Source organism: Streptomyces sp. NPDC048636, assembly GCF_040650655.1.
Taxonomy (GTDB): Bacteria; Actinomycetota; Actinomycetes; order Streptomycetales; family Streptomycetaceae; genus Streptomyces.
The window spans coordinates 186,503-210,351 of sequence record NZ_JBEZHR010000002.1; the positions used below are offsets into that span (position 1 = coordinate 186,503).

A 23,849-nucleotide genomic window follows, 5' to 3' on the forward strand; every position below is an offset into this window, starting at 1 on the left:
ACCCGCGCGCGCAACCCCTCACACAGTAGCCGGGCGCGGGAAGGCGCCGTTCCTGTGTTCGACAGCGCGCGAGCGCGTCCAGGGGGCGCGTATCAGCGGGCGGACCGGCCTCAGCTCCCCGTTTCCACCGCTTTCCGCCGTACGGGGGAAAGCGGCGCGGAACCGGTCCGGGCACCCGTGATTCTTGCCACTCCCGGCCGGTGACAACGCACTGTGCGGACGGGATACGCGGGGTACGCGGAAATGCCTCTCAACCGTTAACCCGGTGATAGTGGCGTTCCGGCCAGGGTTCAGGGGAAACTGGGGGAGATCGTCCCGGCGCGAGCCACGCGCCGCCGGCGTACAAGGAGGCATCCGTGCCGCATGTCCTGGTCCTCAACGCGTCGTACGAGCCGCTCGGCGTCGTACCGCTCCGCCGCGCGCTCATTCTCGTCCTCAACGACAAGGCCATCAGCCTCGAGGACTCAGGCGCCCTGATGCACAGCGCTACCCGGGTCATACCCGCTCCCAGCGTCGTCCGGCTGAAGCGCTTTGTGAGGGTGCCCTTTCGCGGCCCCGTCCCGCTCACCCGCCGTGCCCTGTTCGCCCGTGACGGCGGCAGGTGCGCGTACTGCGGTGGCGTCGCAACCAGCGTCGATCACGTCATTCCGCGCAGCCGCGGTGGCCAGCACACCTGGGAAAACGTGGTCGCCGCATGCCGTCGCTGCAACCATGTCAAGGCCGACCGCCATGTCGCCGAGATCGGCTGGCGGCTGCGCCATCAACCCGCGCCGCCGTCCGGGCTGGCCTGGCGCATCATCGGCACCGGGCATAGGGACCCGCGCTGGCTGCCATACCTCCAGGCATACGGCGCGGAAGACGCCATGGCCCGGATCGACGGCAAATCCGCCTGAGACCGGGCCATCGTCATGTCTGCCCGCCGTGCCGCCCGCGGCGGGCAGCCCACCCTCCGGGCGCGACGTGGGGCACGGCTCCGCAAGTCTGACGGGCCAGGGGCGGTCCTGTTCGTAAACTCTGTGTCCCCGACCCCCTGTCGCCGACAAATCGCCGCCCGTGCGGGATGTGAGCTGCGGCACGTCCGGGGGTTGTTTACGTCTGCACCGGTTTCGACTGGGTAAGCGCGACGTTGACCCACTGCCGACACCCCACGGAGGTCCGTGTGGCCGCGTCAGCTCAGCTTCTGCTCTCCGCCCTGTCCAAACCCGTGCCCGAGGCATCCAGCCCGTTGGATCCCTTCGACGGGGTTTCCGACCCCGACTGCGGACTGTGCGGACTGGACGGCTTCGGGACCGGCGGCGCCACCGAGGCGCCCCTGACCAGCGAGCCTCCGCTCGCCGACAATGTGCCCCTGACCAGCGAGCCCCCGCTCGCCGCCGAACTTCCCCTGACCAGTGAGCCGACCGCCGCCGCCATCGGCGCGGGAGCGGGCTTGGAGCCGATGGAGTTCTGATGGGCAGAGCGCGGCTCGCCGAGCTGCACGGTGTCGCCACCTCCTACGAGCCCGCCCCGGGCCGCACCGTCCAGGTGCCCGAGGACACGATCGTCGCCGTACTCGCCGCGCTCGGCGTGGACGCCTCCACCCCCCGATCCGTCACCGAAGCGCTCGCCCGGCATACGGGCCGTGAGCGCGACCGGCTGCTGCCGCCCTGCGTGGTGGTGCGCCCCGGTGCCACACCCCGGCCGCAGGTGCCCGAGGGCACCGTTCTGCGGGTGTGCACCGAGGACGGCGCACCGCACACGTGGGGGCCGGTGGACGGCCCGGCCGCCGACCGGCTGCCCCCGCTGCCGCCCGGCGCCCACACCCTGACCGCACGGGCGCCCGACGGCCGCCGGGCCCGCGCCACCCTGATCGTCGCCCCGGACCGGATGCCGGTCCCCGCGGCGCGCACCCACGGCTTCCTCGTCCAGCTCTACTCGCTGCTGTCCGCCCGCTCCTGGGGCATGGGCGACCTCGGCGACCTGGTCGACCTCGCCGCCTGGTCCGGCCGGGCGCTCGGCACCGGCTTCGTCCAGCTCAATCCGCTGCACGCGGCCGTGCCCGGCGCTCCCACCGACCCCTCGCCCTACCGCCCCTCCTCGCGCCGCTTCCCCGACCCGGTCCATCTGCGGGTCGAGGACGTGCCCGAGTACGCCCAGCTGCGCGGCACCGCCCGGGAACGGGCCGACCGGCTGCTGGAATCGGCCGCCGGACTGCGCAGGGCCGTCTTATCCGAGGGCGCGCTGATCGACCGGGACGCGGTGTGGGCGCTCAAGCGCGAGGCGCTTCAGCTGGTGCGGTCCGTTCCGCTCAGCCCCGGCCGCCGCGCCGCCTACTGCGACTTCCTCGCCGAGCGCGGCCGGGCCCTGGAGGACCACGCCCTGTGGTGCGCGCTCGCCGAGGCCCACGGCCCCGAGTGGCGCGGCTGGCCCGACGGTCTGTCCGATCCGCGCTCCGCCCGCACCGCCCGCGCCCGCGGCGAGCACCTGGACCGCACCGACTTCCACTGCTGGCTCGCCTGGCTCACCGACGCCCAGCTCGCCACCGCCCAGCGCACCGCCCGCGAGGCGGGTATGGACATCGGGCTGGTGCACGACCTGGCGGTCGGGGTGCACCCCTCCGGCGCCGACGCCTGGGCCCAGCAGGACGTGTTCGCGTCCGGCATGTCCATCGGGGCGCCCCCGGACGCGTTCAACTCCCGCGGCCAGGACTGGGGCCTGCCGCCCTGGCGCCCGGACGCCCTCGCCGCCACCGGTTACGCCCCCTACCGCGAGCTGCTGCGCGGTCTGCTGCGCCACGCGGGCGCGCTGCGTATCGACCATGTGATGGGCCTGTTCCGGCTGTGGTGGGTCCCCGAGGGCAAGGAGCCGACCCAGGGCGCCTACGTCCGCTATGACGCCGAGGCCATGCTCGGGGTGCTCGCCCTGGAGGCGCACCGCGCGGACGCGGTCGTCATAGGCGAGGACCTGGGCACGGTCGAGCCCGGCGTACGGGAGACCCTGGCCCGCCGCGGTGTGCTGGGCACCTCGGTGCTGTGGTTCGAGCGGAACTACAACGGCGGGGGCGCGGCCCGGCCGCTGGCCCCCGAGGAGTGGCGCGCCGACTGCCTGGCCACCGCCACCACCCACGATCTGCCGAGCACCGCGGCCCGGCTCAGCGGCGACCACGTCGACCTGCGCCACCGGCTGGGGCTGCTCACCCGCCCGCTGGCCGAGGAGCGCGCCGCGGACGCGGTCGAGGTCGCCGAGTGGCTGGCGCTGCTCGGGCGGCTGGGGCTGCTGCCGGAGGGGCCCGGTGACGAGGAGGCCGCCATCCGGGCCGTCCACCGCTTCCTGCTGCGCACCCCGGCCCGGATGGTGGGGGTGTGGCTGCCGGACACGGTGGGGGACCGCCGGCCGCAGAACCTGCCGGGCACCTGGGACCAGTACCCCAACTGGCGGCTGCCTATCGCCGATGCCGAGGGGCGGCCCGTCTCGCTGGAGGAACTGGTGGCCTCGCCCCGGCTGCACACCCTGATGGCCGAGCTGGCCCGTGCCGTACGGGAGGAGCCCGCGGCGGCGGGGGCGCGGGGTGCCGCGGACGCCACCCCGCGCACGACCGGCGCGGGGGCGTCGGATAAGTTGAGTCCGTGAGCAACAAGGTCAAAATGAACGCCGTGCGCGCCGGGGCCGTGGTCGCCGCGACGACGGCGATGGTGCTGATGTCGTCCCCCGCGTTCGGGCTCACCCCCGATGACGGCGACGACCCGGGTCCGGGCCTGAGCGTCGCCGCGACGCTGGGCCTCTACGTCGTCACTCCGATTGTGCTCTTCCTGGTGATCGCCGGGCTGGTGATGGTCGGAGGCAAGAAGACCGACCAGAAGTCCGACTGACACCGGGCGATCGACGAAAGCGCCCCAGGCGGCGCTGCGAAGGCGCCCCCGGCCATCCGGCCGGGGGCGCCTTCGTCGTCTGCGCGGCCGGGTCCGCTGTTGCGTTCACCACGGCGCGCCGCGCGTGTCGCGGACCGACTCCCCCCGTGACACGGTGAGTTCACCACCGGCCTGCCGGGCGCCACGGGCCGTTTATTTTCGCTTTAACCTACGGTGACGTAACCTACGGGGCCGTAGGTAAAGATCGCCGTACCCCCGTCCTCAGGAGCCGCGCTGTGACCCTCGCCCCCTCCCGCCGAAACGGCCAGGTCGTGTGGAGCGACAGCCGGCTGCTCTACGCCCTCGAGGAAGTTGTCGAGGTCGAGCTCAACCGGCATCTGAAGGTCGCCAAGGAATGGATGCCGCACGAGTACGTGCCCTGGAGCGACGGCCGTAACTTCGACGGTGTGCTCGGCGGCGAGGCATGGGAGCCCGGGCAGTCCAAGGTCACCGAGATCGGCCGGACCGCGCTGGTGGTCAATCTGCTGACCGAGGACAACCTCCCCAGCTACCACCACGAAATAGCTTCTCTGTTCGGCCGCGACGGCGCATGGGGCACCTGGGTGCACCGGTGGACCGCCGAGGAGGGCCGCCACGGCATCGTGATGCGCGACTACCTGCTCACCAGCCGCGCCGTCGACCCGGTCGAGCTGGAGCGCTTCCGGATGCAGCACATGGCGGAGGGGTTCGAGTCCGACAACGCGCACAGCATGCTGCACTCGGTGGCGTACGTCGCCTTCCAGGAGCTCGCCACCCGTATCTCGCACCGCAACACCGGCCACCACTCGGGTGACCCGGTCTGCGACCGGATGCTGGCCCGTATCGCCACCGACGAGAACCTCCACATGGTCTTCTACCGCAACCTGCTGTCGAAGGCGTTCGAGCTGGCGCCCGACCAGACCATGTCCGCCGTCCGCGATGTGGTAGTCAACTTCCGCATGCCGGGTCACGGTATGCCGGGATTCGAGCGCGCCGCCGCCCGGATGGCCATCGGCGGCATCTACAACCTGCGCATCCACCACGACGACGTCCTCCAGCCGGTGCTGCGCTTCCTCAAGGTCCTGGAGATCGGCGGGCTCGGCCCGGAGGGGCTGAAGGCGCAGGAGGAACTGGGCCTGTACATGGGCGGCCTTGACGACCAGGCCGTCAAGTTCGACGAGAAGCGAGAGGCGTTGCTGGCCCGGCGCAAGGCCCGCGCCGAGCGCGTCTGACCTCTCCACCCTCCGGGATGCCGGCCGGGCCGGGTCCGACAGCACGTGGCTGCTGTCGGACCCGGCCCGGCCCGTTTCATGGGCCGGGGTCATCAGCCCACGCAGCTGGGCGGGATGAAGGGGCTGCCGATGCAGTTGGTGGGCTGGTTGCCGGTGATGGGGGAGTTGGTGACGGTGTACGGGACGTCGGAGTAGATGCCGCCAGGCTGACCCATGGTGGCGGTGTTGTTGGTCACCGGGCTGTTGATCAGGGTCATGGTGCCCTCACTGTTGAAGATCCCGGCGGGCCAGGAGTCGGCCCTGTTGGAAGTGACGGGGCTGTTCCTGAGCAGGAGCGTGCCCTCGTTCTCGATGCCCCCGACCGATCCGTCGGCGGCGTTACCAGTCACCGGCGTGTTGGTGAGCGTCAGGTTTCCCGAGTTGAACAGACCCGCGTACGAGGCGGCGGTGGCGGTGTTGTTGGTGACGCTGCTGTTGTTGAAGGTGGCGGTGCCGCTGGAGACATAGCCACCACCGCCCTCGTTGGCGGTGTCGTTGTTGCGGACGGTGCTGTTGTTGACGGTCAGGGTCCCCACCTCGGTGTAGAGCCCGCCTCCAAAGGTGTCAGCCTGGTTCGAGGTGATGGAGGAATTGCTGATGGTGGTGGTGCCCACGTTGTGGATACCGCCTCCGTCGTTGTCGGCGCTGTTGCCGGTGATGGTGCTGTAGGAGATGGCGGCTGTGCCTCCGACGCTGATGCCCCCTCCGTTGCCAAGGGTGGTGTTCCCACTGACGGTGACGGCTCTCAGGAGGCGGAGCGTGCCACCGGTGTCGACGAGGATGCCTCCGCCGTCGTTGGGGGTGTCGCCGCCGGAGATGGTCAGTCCGTTGGTGAGGCTGAGGGTGCCGCCGCTGCCGACTTCGAAGATGCGGAAATCGGGGGCGCCCGGGTCGCGTTTGATGATGGCGTTGTTGCCGACGATGGTGAGGGGCCTGGTGATGATGGGGAGTCCGTTGTCGCCGATGGCGGTGGTGAGGGTGTAGGTGCAGCCGGAGGCGAGGACGAGGGTGTCGCCCGCGGGTGCGTTGGTGATGGCGGTGATCAGTGCGGGGGTGGAGCAGGGGACGACGGTGGCGGCGTGGGCGGGGGCGGCGAGGGCGCCGATGGCCAGGGCGGCACAGGCGGGGGCGGCGAGGGCGCGGATGAGCTTCATGGCGGTGTCCTTATCTGCGGCTGCTGTCCTTCTCGGCCCGGCGGGTGGGCCGTTGAAAAGGGGGCGGTGGTGTTCCGCCGGTGGTGGAAGGTGACCCGGGCAGCGCTGAGGCAGGCAGGGGCGTGCCGGGGCGAGGTGGTGGACGGGGCAGAGCGTCCCGCGCTCCTCCCGGACGACGCCGACGGAGCGGGGGGGAAAGGGAGCGGCCCGGAAGTACCTCCGGAAGCATCCGGTGAGGGCGAGTCCTGATGAATCCCGGAGTGCTATCAGTGATGCAGGAACGCCCATGGGGAGCAAGGGCCCGGACCGGGCGTCACCTGTACGGTGCAGCGCGCGGAGCCATACGTAGAGCCGGGCGTCACGTTCCATGAGCCCGGCGCACCTCCAGCGCAACACCGCTCCCGGAAGTCACGATGTGGTCTTCCGTGTGCCTCGCCGAAACTGGCCGACCGACTACGGACGAGGTGGGAGGCGGCCGCCATGCGGCACGAAACGTGGTGGCGCCCCGTACTCCGAGGTCGCGTGCGGACGACGGTGCGCCCGGAACTCACCTGGCCGAGGGCAGGTCGGCAGGGCTCGCGACGGGATGGCCGTCGTCGAGCAGGAGGCCACTCCTGGTCACGGGCAGGCCGGGACGGCGACGAGGAGCGGACAGCCCTCCACTCGTGCCCGGCAGCGCGGCGCGGGTGGACACCCGCGGCCGCGGCCGTTCCGCGCTGTGGGCGCGGTCGCTGCCGTGCGCAGCATGGAGGAGCACGCACGGCAGCGCGGTCGGTCAGCCCGCCGCCGAGGCGTCCGCGGCCTGGGCCTTCAGGGCCCGCTCCACGCCCGCGCGGGACTCGGTGACCAGGCGGCGCAGGGCCGGGCTGGGGTCGGCCGAGGCGAGCCAGGCGTCGGTGGCGTCCAGGGTGGCCCGGGAGACCTGGAGGGCCGGGTAGAGGCCGACCGCGATCTGCTGCGCCATCTCATGGCTGCGGCTGTTCCAGATGTCCTTCACCGCGGTGAAGTACTTCTCCGTGTACGGCGCCAGCACCTCCCGCTGATCGGTCTGGACGAAGCCGCCGATCACCGCCTCCTGCACCGCGTTCGGCAGGTTGTCGCTCTCCACGACCGAGGCCCACGCCTCCGCCTTGGCCTCGGGGGTCGGCCGCGCGGCCCGCGCAGCCGTGGCGTGCCGCTCGCCCGCCGAGGTCCTGTCGCGCTCCAGCTCCGCGGTGATCGCCGCCTCGTCGGCCCGGCCGGTGGCCGCCAGCCGCTCCAGCAGCGTCCAGCGCAGCTCGGTGTCGACGGCCAGGCCCTCGATCGTCTCGGTGCCGTCCAGCAGCCCGGCGACCAGGTCCAGCTGGGCGTCGGTACGGGCGGTGGCGGCGAACGCCCGTGCCCAGGCGAGCTGGTGGTCGCTGCCGGGGGCCGCGGCCCGCAGATGGTCGAGGGTGGCCTCGGTCCATGCCGTCAGCCCGGCCGGCCGCCAGTCCGGCGCCGCGTACAGCTCCAGGGCCAGCTTGACCTGGCGCTGGAGCGACTGGACCACACCGATGTCGGACTCCTTGGCGATGCCCGACAGCACCAGCGACAGATAGTCACGGGTGGCCAGTTCGCCGTCCCGGGTCATGTCCCAGGCCGAGGCCCAGCACAGGGCGCGCGGCAGGGACGCCTCGAAGTCGCCCAGGTGCTCGGTGACCACGGCGAGCGAGTCCGGGTCGAGCCGCACCTTGGCGTACGACAGATCGTCGTCGTTGAGCAGGATCACCGCGGGGCGCTTGGCCCCGATCAGCTGCTCCACCTCGGTCAGTTCACCGTCCACGTCCAGCTCGATCCGCTCGGAGCGGACCAGCTTGCCGGTGGCGTCCAGGTCGTACAGGCCGATGGCGATGCGGTGCGGGCGGAGTGTGCCACGCGGCGCAGCCGCATCATCGGACACAGCGCCCGTGGCGCCGGGCGGCAGTGCCGGGGCCTCCTGGCGGACCGCGAAGGAGGTGATGGTGCCGGTCGCGTCCGTGGTGATCTCCGGGCGCAGCACATTGATGCCCGCGGTCTCCAGCCACCGCTTCGACCAGGTCTTCAGATCGCGGCCGCTGGTCTCCTCCAGCGCGCCGAGCAGATCGGACAGCCGGGTGTTCCCATAGGCGTGGCGCTTGAAGTACGCCTGGACACCGGTGAAGAACTCGTCCATGCCGACGTACGCCACGAGCTGCTTCAGCACGCTCGCGCCCTTGGCGTAGGTGATGCCGTCGAAGTTGACCAGGACGTCGTCCAGGTCCCGGATCTCGGCCATGATCGGGTGGGTGGAGGGCAGCTGGTCCTGCCGGTAGGCCCAGGTCTTCATGGAGTTGGCGAACGTGGTCCAGGCGTGCGGCCACTTGCTGCCCGGGGCGTGCGCCTGGCAGGCGATGGAGGTGTAGGTGGCGAACGACTCGTTGAGCCACAGGTCGTTCCACCACTCCATGGTGACCAGGTCGCCGAACCACATGTGGGCCAGCTCGTGGAGGATGGTCTCGGCGCGCGTCTCGTAGGCCGCGTCCGTCACCTTGGAGCGGAAGACGTACTGGTCGCGGATGGTGACCGCGCCCGCGTTCTCCATCGCGCCCGCGTTGAACTCCGGCACGAAGAGCTGGTCGTACTTGGCGAAGGGGTACGGGTAGTCGAACTTCTCCTCGAACCAGTCGAACCCCTGCCGCGTCACCGCGAAGATCGCGTCCGAGTCGAGGAACTCGGCCAGCGAGGGACGGCAGTAGATGCCCAGCGGCACCGAGCGGCCGTCCTTCTCGTAGGAGCTGTGCACGCTGTGGTACGGGCCGACGATGAGGGCCGTGATGTACGAGGAGACCCGCGGCGTCGGCTCGAAGCGCCAGACGTTGTCCTTGGGCTCCGGCGTCGGCGAGTTGGAGATCACCGTCCAGCCCTCGGGCGCGGTCACGGTGAACTGGAAGGTGGCCTTCAGGTCCGGCTGCTCGAAGCTGGCGAACACCCGGCGGGCGTCCGGCACCTCGAACTGGGTGTACAGATAGGCCTGCTGGTCCACCGGGTCGACGAACCGGTGCAGCCCCTCACCGGTGTTGGTGTAGGCGCAGTCGGCCACCACCCGCAGCTCGTTGCGCCCGGCCAGCAGACCCGGCAGCGCGATCCGCGAGTCCTTGAACACCCCGGCCGGGTCCAGCACCTCGCCGTTGAGCACCACCTCGTGCACGGTGGGCGCCGCCAGGTCGATGAACGACTCGGCGCCCGCCTCCACGGCGTCGAAGCGCACCGACGTCACGGAGCGGTAGGTGCCGCCCTCCTGCGCGCCCGAGAGATCGAGGTCGATCTCGTACGAGTCGACGGTGAGCAGGCGGGCCCGCCGCTGTGCCTCGTCGCGGGTGAGGTTCGTTCCAGGCACCTGGCATTCTCCTTGTGTCGCGTTTCCGGCCATCCTTCCACGGACACCCGCCCTCGCGGCGGTGCGCTGAGGGCCGGGGCGGACGGTCGGCCCGCCCCGCTCCGGCCCTCGATGGCTCCGGCTCGGCCTCAGCCGAGGTCGGCCGCCACCAGCTCCGCGATCTGCACCGCGTTCAGCGCGGCGCCCTTGCGGAGGTTGTCGTTGGAGAGGAAGAGCGCGAGGCCGTGCTCGACGGTCTCGTCCGCCCGGATCCGGCCGACATAGCTGGGGTCCTGGCCCGCGGCCTGGAGCGGGGTCGGGATCTCGGAGAGGGCCACGCCCGGAGCACCGGCCAGCAGCTCATAGGCGCGCTCGACGCTGATCGGACGCTCGAAGCGGGCGTTGACCTGGAGCGAGTGGCCGCTGAAGACGGGCACCCGGACACAGGTGCCGGAGACCTTCAGCTCGGGGATCTCGAGGATCTTGCGGCTCTCGTTACGGAGCTTCTGCTCCTCGTCGGTCTCATGGCGGCCGTCGTCGACGATCTTCCCGGCGAGCGGGAGCACGTTGAACGCGATCGGCCGGGCGTAGACACCGGGCTCGGGGAACTCGACGGCCCCGCCGTCGTGGGTGAGCTCGGCCGCGCGGTCCGCGGTCTTGCGGATCTGGCCGTCGAGCTCGGCGACACCGGACAGACCGGAACCGGAGACGGCCTGGTAGGTGGTGGCCACCAGGGCGGTGAGACCGGCCTCGCGGTGCAGCGGGCGCAGCACCGGCATGGCGGCCATGGTGGTGCAGTTCGGATTGGCGATGATCCCCTTGGGGCGGTCCACCGCGGCATGCGGGTTGACCTCGGAGACCACCAGCGGGACCTCGGGGTCCATCCGCCAGGCCGACGAGTTGTCGATCACGACGGCGCCCTGGCCGGCGACCTTCTCGGCCAGCGCCCGGGAGGTGGCGCCGCCCGCGGAGAAGATCACGATGTCCAGACCGGAGTAGTCGGCGGTGGCCGCGTCCTCGACGGTGACCTCCTCGCCGCGCCACGGGAGCGTACGCCCCGCGGAGCGGGCCGAGGCGAACAGCCGCAGCTCCTCGGCCGGGAAGTCGCGCTCGGCGAGTATCTTGCGCACCACTCCGCCGACCTGCCCGGTCGCACCGACGATTCCGATCCTCATATCTACCCTTTTCCTCGGTCGTGCCTGCTCCGGGCCCCCTACCCAGCGGCCAGTGTCTCAGGCTGTGATGTAGCCCGCTCGTGACTTTCGCCCCGGCCGCGCCCCGCGGTGGCCCAGGGCCCCGGGCCCGCCGCACCGCCGCTGAGCGCCCTGTCGGCTTCCCTCCCGGATGAACACCGGGTGAGCGGAAGAATGCCTGCTCACAAGGGTGCGGTAACCGTTTGCCGGTGCGGAGATCCACGTGTGGAGATCGGCGGCCGGCGTTGCCGTCGCGTTCACGCACAGGCCATCCCCACTGCCAACGATCCGAGGTGAGGGGCAGTTCCCTGCCCGCCCGCTTCCGCGAATCCACTCGGGGAGATCGCGTATGTCCCGCATACGGTCCGCCGCCTCTGCCGTCGCCGCCCTCGACCGCCGCACCTTCCTGGCCGCCGCCACCGCCACCGGCGCCACCGCCGGTCTGGGGATCGCCTTCGGGCCCGGCACCGGCTCCGCGGACGCCTCACAGCGTCCCATGGCGCGCGCCGCCGCCCGCCGTGTGGTGGAGGCGCCCGCCGCACCCTCCAACGCCGGTACGACGCTCGAGACCTTCTCCGCGGCGCACGGCGGGATCGGCTACCGCAGGCTCACCGACGGCCCGGCCTGGGCCCGCGGTGTACGCACCGACATCGTGGCGGGCAAGGGCGGCCGGGAGGACCGGCGCACCGCGCTCGCCTCCTTCGTCCAGCTCACCGATCTGCACATCACCGACGTCCAGCACCCGATGCGCTACGAGTTCCTGCGGTCCGGCCGCACCGGGGCCTGGCGGCCGCACGAGGCGCTGACCGTGGTCGGCGCCGCCTCCCTCATCGAGCGGGTCAACGGACTGCGCGGCGGACCGGTCACCGGGGCGCCGCTGTCCTTCGTGATGACCACCGGCGACAACACCGACAACAACGCGAAGATCGAGCTGGACTGGTTCCTGGCCGCCATGAACGGCGGCCGGATCACCCCCAACACCGGCGACCCCCGGCGCTACGAGGGCGTCCAGAACAGCGGGATCAAGGAGTTCTGGCACCCCGGCCGGGCCCTGCGCGACGCCGACAAGCAGCGCGGCTTCCCCCGGATCGACGGCTTCCTGGAGGCGGCGCTGCGCCCCGTACACAGCCCCGGACTGCGGCTGCCCTGGTACTCGACCATCGGCAACCACGACGACCTGGGCGGCGGGGTCTACTCCTTCGGCGGCGGCTACCTCGCGGAGCTGGCCACCGGCGGCCGCAAGCTCGAGATCGTCCCGGCCGCCGAGGCCGCCAGGATCTACGAGGGCGAGCGCAAGGGCGCCGACCCCCGCGGCAAGGACATGAAGGAGCTGCTGCGCGCCCACGCCCGGGACATGCGCAGGGTCACCCCCGACGAGCGCCGCGCGCCCTTCACCCAGGCCGAGTACCTCACCGCGCACCTCGACCCGGCCGCGGCCGGCCCCGGTCCGGTCGGCCACGGCTACACCAAGGCCAATCTCGAGCAGGGCACCCTCTACTACTCGTTCCGGATCTCGGACGACGTCATCGGCGTCAGCCTGGACACCACCGACCCCGGCGGCCACTACACCGGTTCGGTCGGCACCGCCCAACTCCGCTGGCTGGAGCGGACCCTGAAGGCCCACAAGGACGACCACGTCCTGGTCTTCAGCCACCACTACAGCCGCAGCATGACCAATATGAATCACGACCCGGCCCGGCCCGGCGAGGCCCGGCACGGCGGTGACGAGATCATCGCCCTGTTCCGGCGCCACCCCCAGGTACGGGCCTGGATCAACGGCCACAGCCACCAGAACGAGATCACCCCGCACGACACCTTCTGGGAGATCACCACCGCCTCGCACGTGGACTTCCCCCAACTGGCCCGGGTCATCGAGATCGTGGACAACCACGACGGCACCCTGTCGCTGTTCACCACGCTCATCGAGGCGGCCGCGCCGCGCCGCACGGACCACACCGACCTCTCCCAGACCGGTCTCGCCGCGCTCTACCGCGAACTGTCCTTCAACGCGCCCGGCGCCAGCCAGAAACTGGCCGGGGACCCGGGCGACCGCAACACCGAACTGCTGCTGCGCAAGGGCTGACCACCACACCCGGCGGCGGCGGCCGGAGCCGCCGCATGGACGTCACCGCGGCAGCACCACGACGTACGGGGCCGGGTCGCGGTCGGCCGCCGCGATCAGGGCGGTCCGCACCACCGCGGCCTGCTCCTCCAGACCGTCCCGCAGCTTCCGCGGGGTGACCCGCACCACCGTGATGCCGAGCCCCTCCAGGTGCTCGCGCTTACGGGCGTAGGCGCCGCGCAGCGCGTACTCGTCATGGCGCGGCGCCCGCGCGTCGATCTCCAGCGCCACCGCCTGCTCGCCCCAGTAGGCGTCCACCTCGCCCAGGCGGTGGCCGCCCGGCAGCCGCAGCTCGACGTTCCACAGCGGTTCGGGCAGCCCGTGGCCGCGCACCATGTCGTACAGCCGTCCCTCGGCGATGGCCCGCCCCTCGGCCAGCAGTGCGTCCACCGCGTCGATCACATGCGGCCGGGACAGCAGCCGGGCCTGGCTCAACTCCTTGACCACGGCCGTCGCCTCGCAGTGGCCGTGGCGTACGGACTCGGTGAGCAGCCTGCGCACCAGCACCGCGTCGCTGAGCCGGGCGACCGCGTCGGCGAGCGCCCGGGCGACCGGGGCGGTGGGCACCCCCGCGAGGTACCGCGGACCGGGCAGGGTCTGGGCGCGGACGAACCGCACATAGCCGGTGGCGCGCAGCCGCCGGGTGCGCGGCACCAGGATGTCGACCTCGTCCAGGGAGGCCAGCGGGGGAGCGGCGGAGAAGTGGTGCAGGGCCAGCGCCGCGAGCCCGGTGACCATCGCCTCGCCGTACGGCTCCGCCTCCTCGGCGCCGCTCCCGGCCGCCGCCGTCTGTCGGCGGCTCGCCGTGTACAGCAGCGCCGCGTGCAGCCGCTCCTCGCTGGTGGCCGGGCCGGGGTGGAGCAGATGGACGCCCGGCAGGATCTGCTGCCAGGGCCCGCCCTCGCGGCAGCGCTCGGCGGCGGTGGCCGCGCTGACTCCGTGCTCACGGAGCTGACGCGTGGTCAGCACCCGGCGCTGCACATCGGTGAGGTGGTGGAGCGGGCGGGGGGACAGCGGCGTGTTGTGGCTCATGCCCCGGCCATTCCCGCTCGCTCCACCCCACTCACCGCTGTTACCAACTCGTCGACAAACCCGGACAACGCCGTCCTAAAGTACGGGAGTTCGAATGCCGAAAACGGTCCGTCAGACGGCTGCCCGTGTATCGCACTCCTGACCGCGCCGGGTGCGCGCCAGATCGTCCCGCGCCTCCAGGACCAGCCGCCGCAGCGCGGGCGCCGCGTCCGGCCGGGCGGCCAGCCAGTCGTCCGCGGCCTTCAGCGTGGTGGCGTCGCCCTGGGTGGCCGGGAACAGACCGCGTACGATCGCCATCCCGATCTCGATCGACCGCTCCTGCCAGACGCGTTCGATCACCTCGAAGTAGCGCGGCGCGTACGGTGTCAGCAGCTCCCGCTGGCCCGGCTGGTCGAAGCCCGCGATGGTGGCCTCCACCAGGGCGTTGGAGAGCCGGTCGGAATCGACCACGGCCGTCCACGCGCCCGCCTTGACCTCCGCCGAGGGGCGCGCGGCCAGACAGCGCACCTGGTGGCGCTTGCCGGACGCGGTGTCGTCACGGGCCAGTTCGGCCGCGATCACCGACTCGTCGGCCGTCCCGGCCGCCGCGAGCGACGCCAGGAAGGTCCAGCGCAGCTCCTGGTCGACATCGAGTCCGTCGATCCGGGCCGAACCGTTCAGCAGCCCTTCCAGCAGCCGCAGTTCGGACTGGTCCGTGGCGAGCTCGGCGAAGAACCGCGCCCAGGCCAGCTGGTGTCCGCTGGCCGGCTCCGCGCGGCGCAGCTCGGCGAGCGCGCCCTCGGCCAGCCGGGCCCCGGCCGCCTCACGCGTCCCCGGCGCGGCGTAGTGGTGCAGCGCGGACAGCGCCCACGCCTGGACCATCTGGAGCACCCCGATATCGCTCTCGGTCCCGGCGAAGCGCAGCACCAGACCCAGGTAGTCACGGGCGGGCATCAGCCCGTCCCGGGTCAGGTTCCACACCGCGGACCAGCACAGCGCGCGGGCCAGCGGATCGCTCAGCTCGCCCAGGTGCTCGCGCAGCGTGGCCAGCGAACCCTCGTCGAAGCGGATCTTGCAGTAGGTGAGGTCGTCGTCGTTGACCAGGACCAGATCGGGCCGCTCGGCGCCGGTCAGCTCACCGACAACGGTCCGCGCTCCGTCGACGTCGGTCTCGGCACGGGCGTAGCGCACCAGCGCCCCGTTCTCGTCCCTGCGGTACAGACCCACGGCGATCCGGTGCGGGCGCAGCGTCGGGTGACTCTCGGGGGCCTCCTGGACCACGGCCAGCTCGGTGATGTGCCCGGCCGCGTCACACGTGAGCTGCGGGGTGAGCACATTGACGCCCGCGGTCTCCAGCCAGGCCCGGGACCAGGCGGCCAGGTCCCGGCCCGAGGTCTCGGTGAGCACCGCCAGCAGGTCGGTCAGCCGGGTGTTGCCGAAGGCGTGCCGCTTGAAGTAGCGCCGCGCGCCCTCCAGGAAGGCGTCCTGACCGGCGTAGGCCACCAGCTGCTTGAGCACCGAGGCGCCCTTGGCGTAGGTGATCCCGTCGAAGTTGAGCTTGGCGTCCTCCAGGTCACGGATGTCGGCGGTGACCGGGTGGGTGGAGGGCAGCTGGTCGGCGCGGTACGCCCAGGACTTGCGGCGGTTGGCGAAGGTGATCCAGCCGTCGGTGAAGCGGGTGGCGCCGACCAGCGCGAAGGCCCCCATGAAGTCCGCGAACGACTCCTTGAGCCACAGGTCGTCCCACCACTCCATGGTCACCAGATCGCCGAACCACATATGGGCCATCTCGTGGAGGATGACGTTGGCCCGGTGCTCGTACGACGCCCGGGTGACCTTGCCGCGGAAGATGAACTCCTCGCGGAAGGTGACACACCCCGGGTTCTCCATGGCGCCGATGTTGTACTCCGGCACAAACGCCTGGTCGTACTTGCCGAACGGATACGGGTAGTCGAAGCGGTCGTGGAAGAAGTCCAGTCCCTGCTTGGTGACGGTGAAGATGTCGTCGGCGTCGAAATGCTTGGCGAGACCCGCGCGGCACAGCGCGCCCAGCGGGATCTCCAGGACCGTGCCGTCGGACAGGGCGCGCCGGTAGGTGTCGGTCTCGTAGTGGTACGGGCCCGCGACGACCGCCGTGATGTAGCTGGAGATGGGCAGCGTCGGGGTGAAGTGGGTGGTGGTGCCGGGGCCGCCGGAGACGGTCGGCTCACGGCGGGCCTCGGTGCCGTTGCTCAGTACGGTCCAGTGGTCGGGCGCGGTCACCGCGAAGGTGAACGGGGCCTTGAGGTCCGGCTGTTCGAAGGTGGTGAAGACCCGTCGGGCGTCGGCCGGCTCGTACTGCGTGTAGAGGTAGACCTCGCCGTCCTCGGGGTCGATGAAGTGGTGCAGCCCCTCACCGGTGCGGCTGTACGCGCACCGGGCGTCCACGGTCAGCTCGTTCTCGGCGGCCAGCCCGTCCAGCGCGATCCGGGCGCCGTCGAAGACGGCCGCCGGGTCCAGCTCCCGGCCGTTGAGGCGCACCGAGGTCACCGAGGGCGCCACCAGATCGGCGAAGGCCGACGCGCCCGGCTCGGCGCAGCGGAACCGCACGGTGGTGGTGGAACGGAACGTGCGCGGCCCGGGTGCGGTGTGCGGTTCGACCGCCGACCGCACGTCGAGCGCCACCTCGTACGCGTCCACGGTCAGTAGCCTCGCCCGCTCCCGGGCCTCGTCACGGGTCAGGTTCTCACCAGGCACGACGCGGGCTCCCTCGCGCTCGTCTCGAATATCGGACAGCGCGCATCATGTCACGCCGTACTCCCCGGGGGAATCGGGGAATGGGGCTCGATCGTCGATGCGTTGGTGTGAGGAGAGAGCCCGATATCCCGCTGCGTTTTTGTATGCGCCCGCATGAGGAGACACCGTGACGGAGACCGCCAAGACCCCCGCCGACTTCTGGTTCGATCCGCTCTGCCCCTGGGCCTGGATGACCTCGCGCTGGATGCTCGAGGTGGAGAAGGTGCGTCCGGTCGAGGTGCGTTGGCATGTGATGAGCCTGGCCGTGCTGAACGAGCCCAAGCTGGACGAGCTGCCCGAGGAGTACAGCGAGTTCCTGAAGACCGCCTGGGGCCCGGTGCGGGTCTGCGTCGCCGCCGAGCAGAAGCACGGCAGCCAGGTCCTCGGCCCGCTCTACACCGCCCTGGGCACCCGTTTCCACAACCAGGGGCTGGAGAGGGACCGCGAGACGATCGTGGCCGCCCTCGAGGAGGCGGGGCTGCCCGCCGACCTCGCGGACGCCGCCGACTCCGACGCCTATGACACCGAGCTGCGCGCCTCCCACAAGGAGGGCATCGACCTGGTGGGCCAGGATGTGGGCACCCCCGTGATCGCCGTACCCGGCCCGGAGGGCGAGCGCGTCGCCTTCTTCGGCCCGGTGATGACCCCCGCCCCCAAGGGCGAGGAGGCCGCGAGGCTGTGGGACGGCACCCTGATGGTCGCCTCCGTCCCCGGCTTCTACGAGCTCAAGCGCACCCGGACGGTCGGCCCGATCTTCGACTGACCGTCCGCCGGAGGACGGCGGGGCCCCCGCGCGAGTCGACCGCGCGGGGGCCCCTTATTTCCGCCTGCCAGGTGTTCGGTGAGAAGACGATCACGCAAGCAGGAGGTCTGTTACGGCGCGAGCAGCAGGTTGTTCGCGCGCTCCTTGGCGGCCGTGTAGCGGCGCGCCACGTCCTGCCAGTTCACGACCTGCCACATGGCCTCGATGAAGTCCACCTTCTGGTTCTTGTACTGGAGATAGAAGGCGTGCTCCCAGGCGTCGAAGACCAGGATCGGCACCGAGCCCTGGCCGACGTTCCCCTGGTGGTCGTAGACCTGCTCGACGATCAGCCGCCCGCTCACCGGCTCATGGGCGAGCACACCCCAGCCCGAGCCCTGGGTGGTCGCGGCCGCCTTGGAGAGCTGTGCCTTGAACGCCGCGAAGGACCCGAAGTACTCGGTGATCGCGTCGGCCAGCTCGCCCACGCCGTCCTTCTCCAACGGCTCGCCGCCGCCGTCACCGGTCATGTTCCGCCAGTAGATGCTGTGCAGGATGTGGCCCGACAGATGGAAGGCCAGATTCTTCTCCAGCCCGTTGATCGAGCCCCACTGGTCCTTGTCCCGCGCCTCCGCGAGCTGCTCCATGGTGTCGTTCGCGCCCTTGACGTACGCGGCGTGGTGCTTGTCGTGGTGCAGCTCGATGATCTCGGGGCTGATGACCGGGGCCAGCGCCGAATAGTCATACGGAAGTTCAGGAAGTGTGTAGATGGCCATGCGAAGCCCTCCGGGACCGGCTTAATGCAATTAACTTGCAACTGCACGCTACCAGCAAGAAGGTTTTCCGCCAGCCGGGACCGGATCTCCGGGCCAAAAGAAGGAGGCGGGGTGAGCCCCCGGACCGAGGACCCACCCCGCCTCCTCGCGGGGATCACGAGATCAGGCCTTGCGGGCCACCGCTCGCTGGCGGGCGTAGCCGATGATGGCGAGGGCCACCGTCAGAGCGGCCGTGGCGTACAGCTGGGTACGGGTTTCGCTCTCGCGCAGCATCAGGCCCAGCACGCCGAGCGTCGCGGCCAGCGCGACCCAGGTGAGGTAGGGGAACAGCCACATCTTGACCACCAGCTTCTCCGGCGCCTCGCGCTGGAGCCTGCTGCGCATCCGCAGCTGGGCGACGGCGATGAAGCCCCACACCACCAGCACCGCGGCGCCGACCATGTTGAGCAGCCACTTGAAGATGGTCTCCGGCCACCAGTAGCTCAGCAGGACCGCGACGAAGCCGAAGAAGGACGAGGCGAGCACGGTGAGCCGGGGGACGCCACCGCTGACCTTGCCCAGGAAGGCCGGGCCCTCACCGCGCGCGATCAGCGAGTACGACATCCGGGAGGCGCCGTAGATGTTGGCGTTCATCGCGGAGAGCAGGGCGATGAGCACGATGACGTTCATGATGTCGCCGGCCGCGGGGATGTCGAGGTGGTCGAGGACCGCCACGTACGGGCCGTTGGCCAGGATGGACTTGTCGTCCCACGGGATGAGGGTGACGACGACCAGCATCGAGCCGACGTAGAACAGGGCGATCCGCCACATCGCGGTGCGCACGGCCGCGGCGACGCTCTTGACCGGGTTCTCGGACTCGGCGGCGGCGATGGTCACCGTCTCCAGGCCGCCGTAGGCGAACACCGAGGCGAGCAGACCCACCACCAGTCCGTCCACGCCGTTGGGCAGGAAGCCGCCGTCACCGGAGAGGTTGGAGCCGCCCGGGGCGTCGGTGCCGGGCAGCACCCCGGCTATCGCCAGCACGCCCAGGACCAGGAAGAGGGTGATCGCGGCGATCTTCAGCGCGGCGAACCAGAACTCGAACTCACCGAAGTTGCTGACCGCCGCCAGGTTGGTGCCGCAGAAGATCGCCATGAACAGGGCGACCCACATCCAGGAGTCGGTGGCCGGGAACCACTGGACCATGATCCCCGCGGCGCCGATCGCCTCGGCGGCGATGCCCACGCACAGCAGCACCCAGAACATCCAGCCCGCCGTGAACCCCGCCCATGGCCCGATCGACCGCTCCGCGTGCACGGAGAAGGAGCCCGAGGCCGGGTTGGCGGCCGACATCTCGCCCAGCATCCGCATCACCAGCATCACCAGCAGCCCGGACAGGGCGTAGGCGAGCACGATGGAGGGGCCGGCGGCGGCGATACCGGCACCGGAGCCGACGAACAGGCCCGCTCCGATCACCCCACCGAGGGCGATCATCGACAGATGGCGCTGCTTGAGGCCGTGGGAGAGCGCGGGCGAGGCGGGTGTGCCCGCGCCGGTCGCCTCCATGTCGCGCTGTGGCGCGGAGGACGCAGGTGTCCGGTTCATGTGCTCTTCTCTGTCCCTTGGGTGGGGGGCGGACGGGTGCAAAACGAGCTCAGTGTGAGGCGTGTGTCCGGTGAGGACAACAGCGCATGCTGGATTGTCTGGATATCGGACATCGCGGTGACGCTCCGTATCCCGGCGTTATGCCAGAAGCCGCCAAGGGGCCGGTCCGCCCTTTGTGGTCAACCGACGGTGATCGGGACCGCCCGGCCGGGTTAGCGTCGCCTTATTGTTCACCACCGCGGTCCACCTTTCTCACCTGGGAGCTTTCGCTGATGAGCACCGCCTCGCCCGCCGCCTCGACCGGTTCGGTCCTCGCGGACGTGGTCTTCCCCGCCCGCTCCGCCCGCGCCGCCGGTCTGCCCGACCGGCGCGATCTGGCCCGTGACGCCGTCCTGGTGCTCGGCGGCGCCGCGCTCACCGGGCTGGCCGCACAGCTGTCGGTGCCGGTCCCCGGTTCGCCGGTGCCGGTGACCGGCCAGACCTTCGCCGCCCTGCTGGTGGGCACCTCGCTGGGCGCCGGACGCGGTTTCGCGTCCCTGCTGCTCTACGCCCTGGCCGGGATGGCGGGCATGCCGTGGTTCGCCGAGGGCAGCTCCGGTACCGCACCGTCCTTCGGCTATGTGCTCGGCATGATGCTCGCCGCGACCGTGGTGGGCGCCCTGGCCCGGCGCGGCGGCGACCGCGGGGCGCTGCGCACCGCGGGCACCATGGCGGTCGGCTCCGCGATCATCTACGCGGTGGGCGTCCCCTACCTGGCGCTGGCCGCCGATCTCTCGCTCTCCCAGGCGGTCGCCGCCGGGCTGACCCCCTTCCTCCTCGGGGACGCCCTGAAGGCGGCGCTGGCGATGGGCGCGCTGCCCGCGGCCTGGAAGCTGCTCGGCCGCCGCGGCTGAGACCCCTCGCGGTCGGAGGAGACCGCTACCCGGCCCCTCGCGTCCCACGGGGCTGGGGAGCCGGATACGGAGCCGGGGCCCGCACCGATCACTGGTGCGGGCCCCGGCTCCGTATGACGCGGCTCGTAGGCACCCGGAGCCCCAGGTGAGGCGGGAGGCGCGGTTACGGGGCCACGGACTCCTTGGTCCGGCCCTCGGCGGCGTCCACCTTGCGGGCGGGCGACAGCTTGTCGCGCACCAGGGCGAAGGCCACCACCAGAAGGGCCACCAGCGCGGAGAGGATGACCTGCTCGCGCCCGTCCTTGTCGGTGAGCATGTAGACCAGCACGAACGAGATCATCGCGATGGTCGCCCAGGTCAGGTACGGGAACAGCCACATCCGGACGATCAGCTTGTCCGGGTTCTCGCGCAGGATGATCCCGCGCATCCGCAGCTGGGTGAAGCAGATGACCAGCCAGACGAAGAGCGCGACCGCACCCGAGGAGTTCAGCAGGAAGTCGAAGACGGTGTCCGGCCACTGGTAGTTGAACCAGACGGCGACGAAGCCGAAGACGACCGAGCCGAGGATCGCGGTCTGCGGTACGCCGCGGGAGTTGGTCCGGGCGAACGCGGCCGGGGCGTCACCGCGCTGGCCGAGCGAGAAGGCCATCCGGGAGGCGGTGTAGAGGCCGGAGTTGAGGCAGGAGAGCACGGCGGTCAGCACGATGACGTTCATGACCTGGCCGGCGTGCGGGATGCCGATGGACTCCAGCGAGGCGACGTAGGAGCCGTGCTTGGCGATGGCCTTGGAGTCCCAGGGCAGCAGGGTGATCACAACGAAGATCGAGCCCAGGTAGAAGACCGCGATACGCCAGATCACGCTGTTGGTGGCCTTGGAGACGGCCCGCTGCGGGTTCTCGGACTCACCGGCGGCCAGGGTGACGATCTCGCTGCCCATGAAGGAGAAGACGACCAGCAGCACACCGGTGAGAATCGCGCCCGGTCCGTTCGGCATGAAGCCGCCGTGGTCGGTCAGGTGGTCCAGTCCGGCCCCGGGGTTGTCCGAGCCCGGCAGGACGCCGAAGACGGCCAGTCCGCCGATCACGATGAAGGCGGCGATGGCGACGACCTTGATGCCCGCGAACCAGAACTCGAACTCACCGTAGGAGGCGACCGAGGCCAGGTTGGTGGCGGTGAGCACGAACATCACGATCAGTGCCCAGGCCCACTGCGGTACGGACGGTACCCAGCCCTCGAGGATGACCGCGCCCGCGGTCGCCTCCACGGCCAGCACCACGACCCAGAAGAACCAGTACAGCCAGCCGATCGAGAAGCCCGCCCAGCGGCCGAGTGCCCGGTCCGCGTAGGCGGAGAACGAGCCGGAGGTGGGGTTGGCCGCGGCCATCTCGCCCAGCATCCGCATCACCAGGACGACCATCAGGCCGACCAGGGCGTAAGAGATCAGAATTGCGGGTCCCGCCTTGGCGATGCCCGCGCTGGAGCCCACGAAGAGGCCGGCGCCGATCACTCCGCCGATGGCGATCATCGACAGATGTCGGTTCTTGAGTCCGGCCTTCAGGCCGTCGGGGGAGCCGGGGCCGGAGTCGCCGGGCCTCTGCTGCTCCGAGGTGGTCGCAGGTTGTGCGCTCATGGGCTCGATTCCTTTGCTCTCGGGTTACGAGCGTCGCCAGTGAATCTCAGGAAGACCTTTTGATGAACCTTTGATTCCAGATTGTTACTTGAGGTTTCCATGAGGTTCCTTGGTATTGGCGAGGTTTTTGGGGTCGCGTACCCGGCGCGGCGGGGGTGACACGGGCGTGTCACACTCAGGACATGCGCGTGTACCTCGGTTCCGACCATGCTGGTTACGACCTCAAGAACCACCTCGTGGAGTGGCTCAAGGCGGATGGGCACGAGCCCGTCGACTGCGGCCCGCACCTCTACGACGCCCAGGACGACTACCCGCCGTTCTGTCTGCGTGCCGCCGAGCGGACCGCCGCCGACCCCGACAGCCTCGGCGTCGTGATCGGCGGATCCGGCAATGGTGAGCAGATCGCGGCCAACAAGGTCAAGGGCATTAGGGCCGCCCTCGCGTGGAGTGAGCAGACGGCGGCGCTCGGTCGCGAGCACAACAACGCCAACGTGATCAGCGTGGGGGCCAGGATGCACACGGAAGACGAGGCGACCAAGTTCGTCGAGATCTTCCTCAACACCCCCTACTCGGGTGAGGAGCGCCACACCCGCCGGATCGAGATGCTCTCCGCGTACGAGACCACCGGTGAGCTGCCCCCGATCCCGGCCCACCACCCCGACCACGGCTGATGCCCGAAGGGCACACCATCCACCGGCTGGCCGCCGACCACCTCGAGCGGTTCGGCGGCCGTCCGGTGCGGGCCAGCAGCCCCCAGGGCAAGTTCGCCGACGGCGCGGCCCTGATCGACGGCCTGCCGCTGCACCACGCCGAGGCCCACGGCAAGCACCTCTTCCTGGACTTCGCCGCCTCCGGCTGGGTCCATGTCCACCTCGGGCTCTTCGGGAAGTACGGCTTCGGCCCGGCCCCCGCCCCGCCGCCCACCGACACCGTCCGGCTGCGGCTGGCGAACCCCACGGGGTACGCGGACCTGCGCGGCCCGACGGCCTGCGCGCTGATCACCGAGGGCGAGAAGCAGGCGGTGCACGACCGCCTCGGCCCCGACCCGCTGCGCCCGGAGGACGACGGCGAGGGCGCCTGGGACCGGATCTCCCGCAGCCGGGTCAGCGTCGCCGCCCTGCTGATGGACCAGAAGATCGTCTCCGGGGTGGGCAATGTGTACCGCGCCGAGGTGCTGTTCCGGCACGGCATCGACCCGTACCGCCCCGGCCGCGGGCTCACCCGCGCCGAGTGGGACGCGATCTGGGCCGATCTGGCGGAGCTGATGCGCGAGGGTGTCCGGAACAACCGGATCGACACCGTCCGGCCCGAGCACACCCCCGAGGCCATGGGCCGCCCGCCGCGGGTGGACGACCACGGCGGCGAGGTGTACGTCTACCGCCGCGCGGGGCAGCCCTGCCACATCTGTGGCGGCGAGGTCCGCACCGCCGGCCTCGCCGCCCGCAATCTCTTCTGGTGCCCCGGCTGCCAGCGGGCCTGA

The 23,849-nt window shown here is 71.0% G+C and carries 18 protein-coding genes; 10 read left to right on the forward strand and 8 right to left on the reverse strand.

What is annotated here, in order from left to right:
• Nucleotides 1–356 precede the first annotated feature (356 nt).
• The 5 genes from AB0C66_RS06695 to AB0C66_RS06715 all read left to right on the forward strand — a co-directional run bounded on the left by AB0C66_RS06695 (nucleotide 357) and on the right by AB0C66_RS06715 (nucleotide 5,098).
• Nucleotides 357–893, forward strand: a complete 537-nt coding sequence (locus tag AB0C66_RS06695) for an HNH endonuclease (RefSeq protein ID WP_362433767.1) — start codon at nucleotides 357–359, stop codon at nucleotides 891–893.
• Nucleotides 894–1,159: 266 nt separating this feature from the next.
• On the forward strand, nucleotides 1,160–1,450 hold the full coding sequence (locus tag AB0C66_RS06700) for a hypothetical protein (RefSeq protein WP_362433768.1): 291 nt from the start codon (nucleotides 1,160–1,162) through the stop codon (nucleotides 1,448–1,450).
• Entirely contained in the window at nucleotides 1,450–3,609 is a 2,160-nt protein-coding gene (malQ, locus tag AB0C66_RS06705) for a 4-alpha-glucanotransferase (protein WP_362433771.1), read from the forward strand. Before AB0C66_RS06700 ends, malQ begins: the two co-directional genes overlap by 1 nt.
• Nucleotides 3,606–3,848 carry a hypothetical protein gene (locus AB0C66_RS06710; protein ID WP_362433773.1) on the forward strand — a complete coding sequence of 81 codons (243 nt, stop codon included), beginning with the start codon at nucleotides 3,606–3,608 and terminating at the stop codon, nucleotides 3,846–3,848. The genes malQ and AB0C66_RS06710 overlap by 4 nt, the downstream gene beginning before the upstream one ends.
• Before the next feature lie 275 nt (nucleotides 3,849–4,123).
• Nucleotides 4,124–5,098 carry an acyl-ACP desaturase gene (locus tag AB0C66_RS06715; RefSeq protein ID WP_362433776.1) on the forward strand — a complete coding sequence of 325 codons (975 nt, stop codon included), beginning with the start codon at nucleotides 4,124–4,126 and terminating at the stop codon, nucleotides 5,096–5,098.
• A 92-nt stretch (nucleotides 5,099–5,190) separates the two neighbouring features.
• Here the strand turns inward: AB0C66_RS06715 and AB0C66_RS06720 are convergent, their stop codons facing one another.
• The 3 genes from AB0C66_RS06720 to AB0C66_RS06730 all read right to left on the reverse strand — a co-directional run bounded on the left by AB0C66_RS06720 (nucleotide 5,191) and on the right by AB0C66_RS06730 (nucleotide 10,821).
• Nucleotides 5,191–6,291, reverse strand: coding sequence for a hypothetical protein (locus AB0C66_RS06720; RefSeq protein WP_362433778.1), 1,101 nt, complete (start codon nucleotides 6,289–6,291; stop codon nucleotides 5,191–5,193).
• A 775-nt stretch (nucleotides 6,292–7,066) separates the two neighbouring features.
• Nucleotides 7,067–9,667, reverse strand: coding sequence for an aminopeptidase N (gene pepN, locus AB0C66_RS06725; RefSeq protein WP_362433781.1), 2,601 nt, complete (start codon nucleotides 9,665–9,667; stop codon nucleotides 7,067–7,069).
• Between the two features lie 128 nt (nucleotides 9,668–9,795).
• On the reverse strand, nucleotides 9,796–10,821 hold the full coding sequence (locus AB0C66_RS06730; protein WP_362433783.1) for an aspartate-semialdehyde dehydrogenase: 1,026 nt from the start codon (nucleotides 10,819–10,821) through the stop codon (nucleotides 9,796–9,798).
• Between the two features lie 367 nt (nucleotides 10,822–11,188).
• Between AB0C66_RS06730 and AB0C66_RS06735 the strand changes: the two genes are divergently transcribed.
• Nucleotides 11,189–12,922 (forward strand): TIGR03767 family metallophosphoesterase, encoded by a 1,734-nt coding sequence (locus tag AB0C66_RS06735; protein ID WP_362433785.1) that lies wholly within the window; start codon nucleotides 11,189–11,191, stop codon nucleotides 12,920–12,922.
• A gap of 42 nt (nucleotides 12,923–12,964) precedes the next feature.
• Here AB0C66_RS06735 and AB0C66_RS06740 read toward each other — a convergent pair whose 3' ends face one another.
• Nucleotides 12,965–13,993 (reverse strand): hypothetical protein, encoded by a 1,029-nt coding sequence (locus tag AB0C66_RS06740; protein WP_362433787.1) that lies wholly within the window; start codon nucleotides 13,991–13,993, stop codon nucleotides 12,965–12,967.
• Nucleotides 13,994–14,104: 111 nt separating this feature from the next.
• On the reverse strand, nucleotides 14,105–16,708 hold the full coding sequence (gene pepN, locus AB0C66_RS06745; protein ID WP_362433789.1) for an aminopeptidase N: 2,604 nt from the start codon (nucleotides 16,706–16,708) through the stop codon (nucleotides 14,105–14,107).
• Between the two features lie 166 nt (nucleotides 16,709–16,874).
• Between pepN (AB0C66_RS06745) and AB0C66_RS06750 the strand changes: the two genes are divergently transcribed.
• Nucleotides 16,875–17,510, forward strand: coding sequence for a DsbA family protein (locus AB0C66_RS06750; RefSeq protein WP_362433791.1), 636 nt, complete (start codon nucleotides 16,875–16,877; stop codon nucleotides 17,508–17,510).
• A 110-nt stretch (nucleotides 17,511–17,620) separates the two neighbouring features.
• Here AB0C66_RS06750 and AB0C66_RS06755 read toward each other — a convergent pair whose 3' ends face one another.
• Nucleotides 17,621–18,262, reverse strand: coding sequence for a superoxide dismutase (locus AB0C66_RS06755; protein ID WP_362433793.1), 642 nt, complete (start codon nucleotides 18,260–18,262; stop codon nucleotides 17,621–17,623).
• 162 nt (nucleotides 18,263–18,424) lie between these two features.
• Entirely contained in the window at nucleotides 18,425–19,846 is a 1,422-nt protein-coding gene (locus tag AB0C66_RS06760; RefSeq protein WP_362433795.1) for an amino acid permease, read from the reverse strand.
• A 272-nt stretch (nucleotides 19,847–20,118) separates the two neighbouring features.
• Here AB0C66_RS06760 and AB0C66_RS06765 point away from each other — a divergent pair, with 272 nt between their 5' ends.
• Nucleotides 20,119–20,739, forward strand: coding sequence for a biotin transporter BioY (locus AB0C66_RS06765; protein ID WP_362433797.1), 621 nt, complete (start codon nucleotides 20,119–20,121; stop codon nucleotides 20,737–20,739).
• A 163-nt stretch (nucleotides 20,740–20,902) separates the two neighbouring features.
• On the opposite strand, the gene AB0C66_RS06770 is transcribed toward AB0C66_RS06765, so the two are convergent.
• Nucleotides 20,903–22,369 (reverse strand): amino acid permease, encoded by a 1,467-nt coding sequence (locus tag AB0C66_RS06770; RefSeq protein ID WP_362433800.1) that lies wholly within the window; start codon nucleotides 22,367–22,369, stop codon nucleotides 20,903–20,905.
• A gap of 182 nt (nucleotides 22,370–22,551) precedes the next feature.
• Here AB0C66_RS06770 and AB0C66_RS06775 point away from each other — a divergent pair, with 182 nt between their 5' ends.
• Together AB0C66_RS06775 and AB0C66_RS06780 are read left to right on the forward strand one after the other, a co-directional pair.
• Nucleotides 22,552–23,040 carry a ribose-5-phosphate isomerase gene (locus AB0C66_RS06775; protein ID WP_362433803.1) on the forward strand — a complete coding sequence of 163 codons (489 nt, stop codon included), beginning with the start codon at nucleotides 22,552–22,554 and terminating at the stop codon, nucleotides 23,038–23,040.
• Nucleotides 23,040–23,849, forward strand: coding sequence for a DNA-formamidopyrimidine glycosylase family protein (locus AB0C66_RS06780; protein WP_362433805.1), 810 nt, complete (start codon nucleotides 23,040–23,042; stop codon nucleotides 23,847–23,849). The genes AB0C66_RS06775 and AB0C66_RS06780 overlap by 1 nt, the downstream gene beginning before the upstream one ends.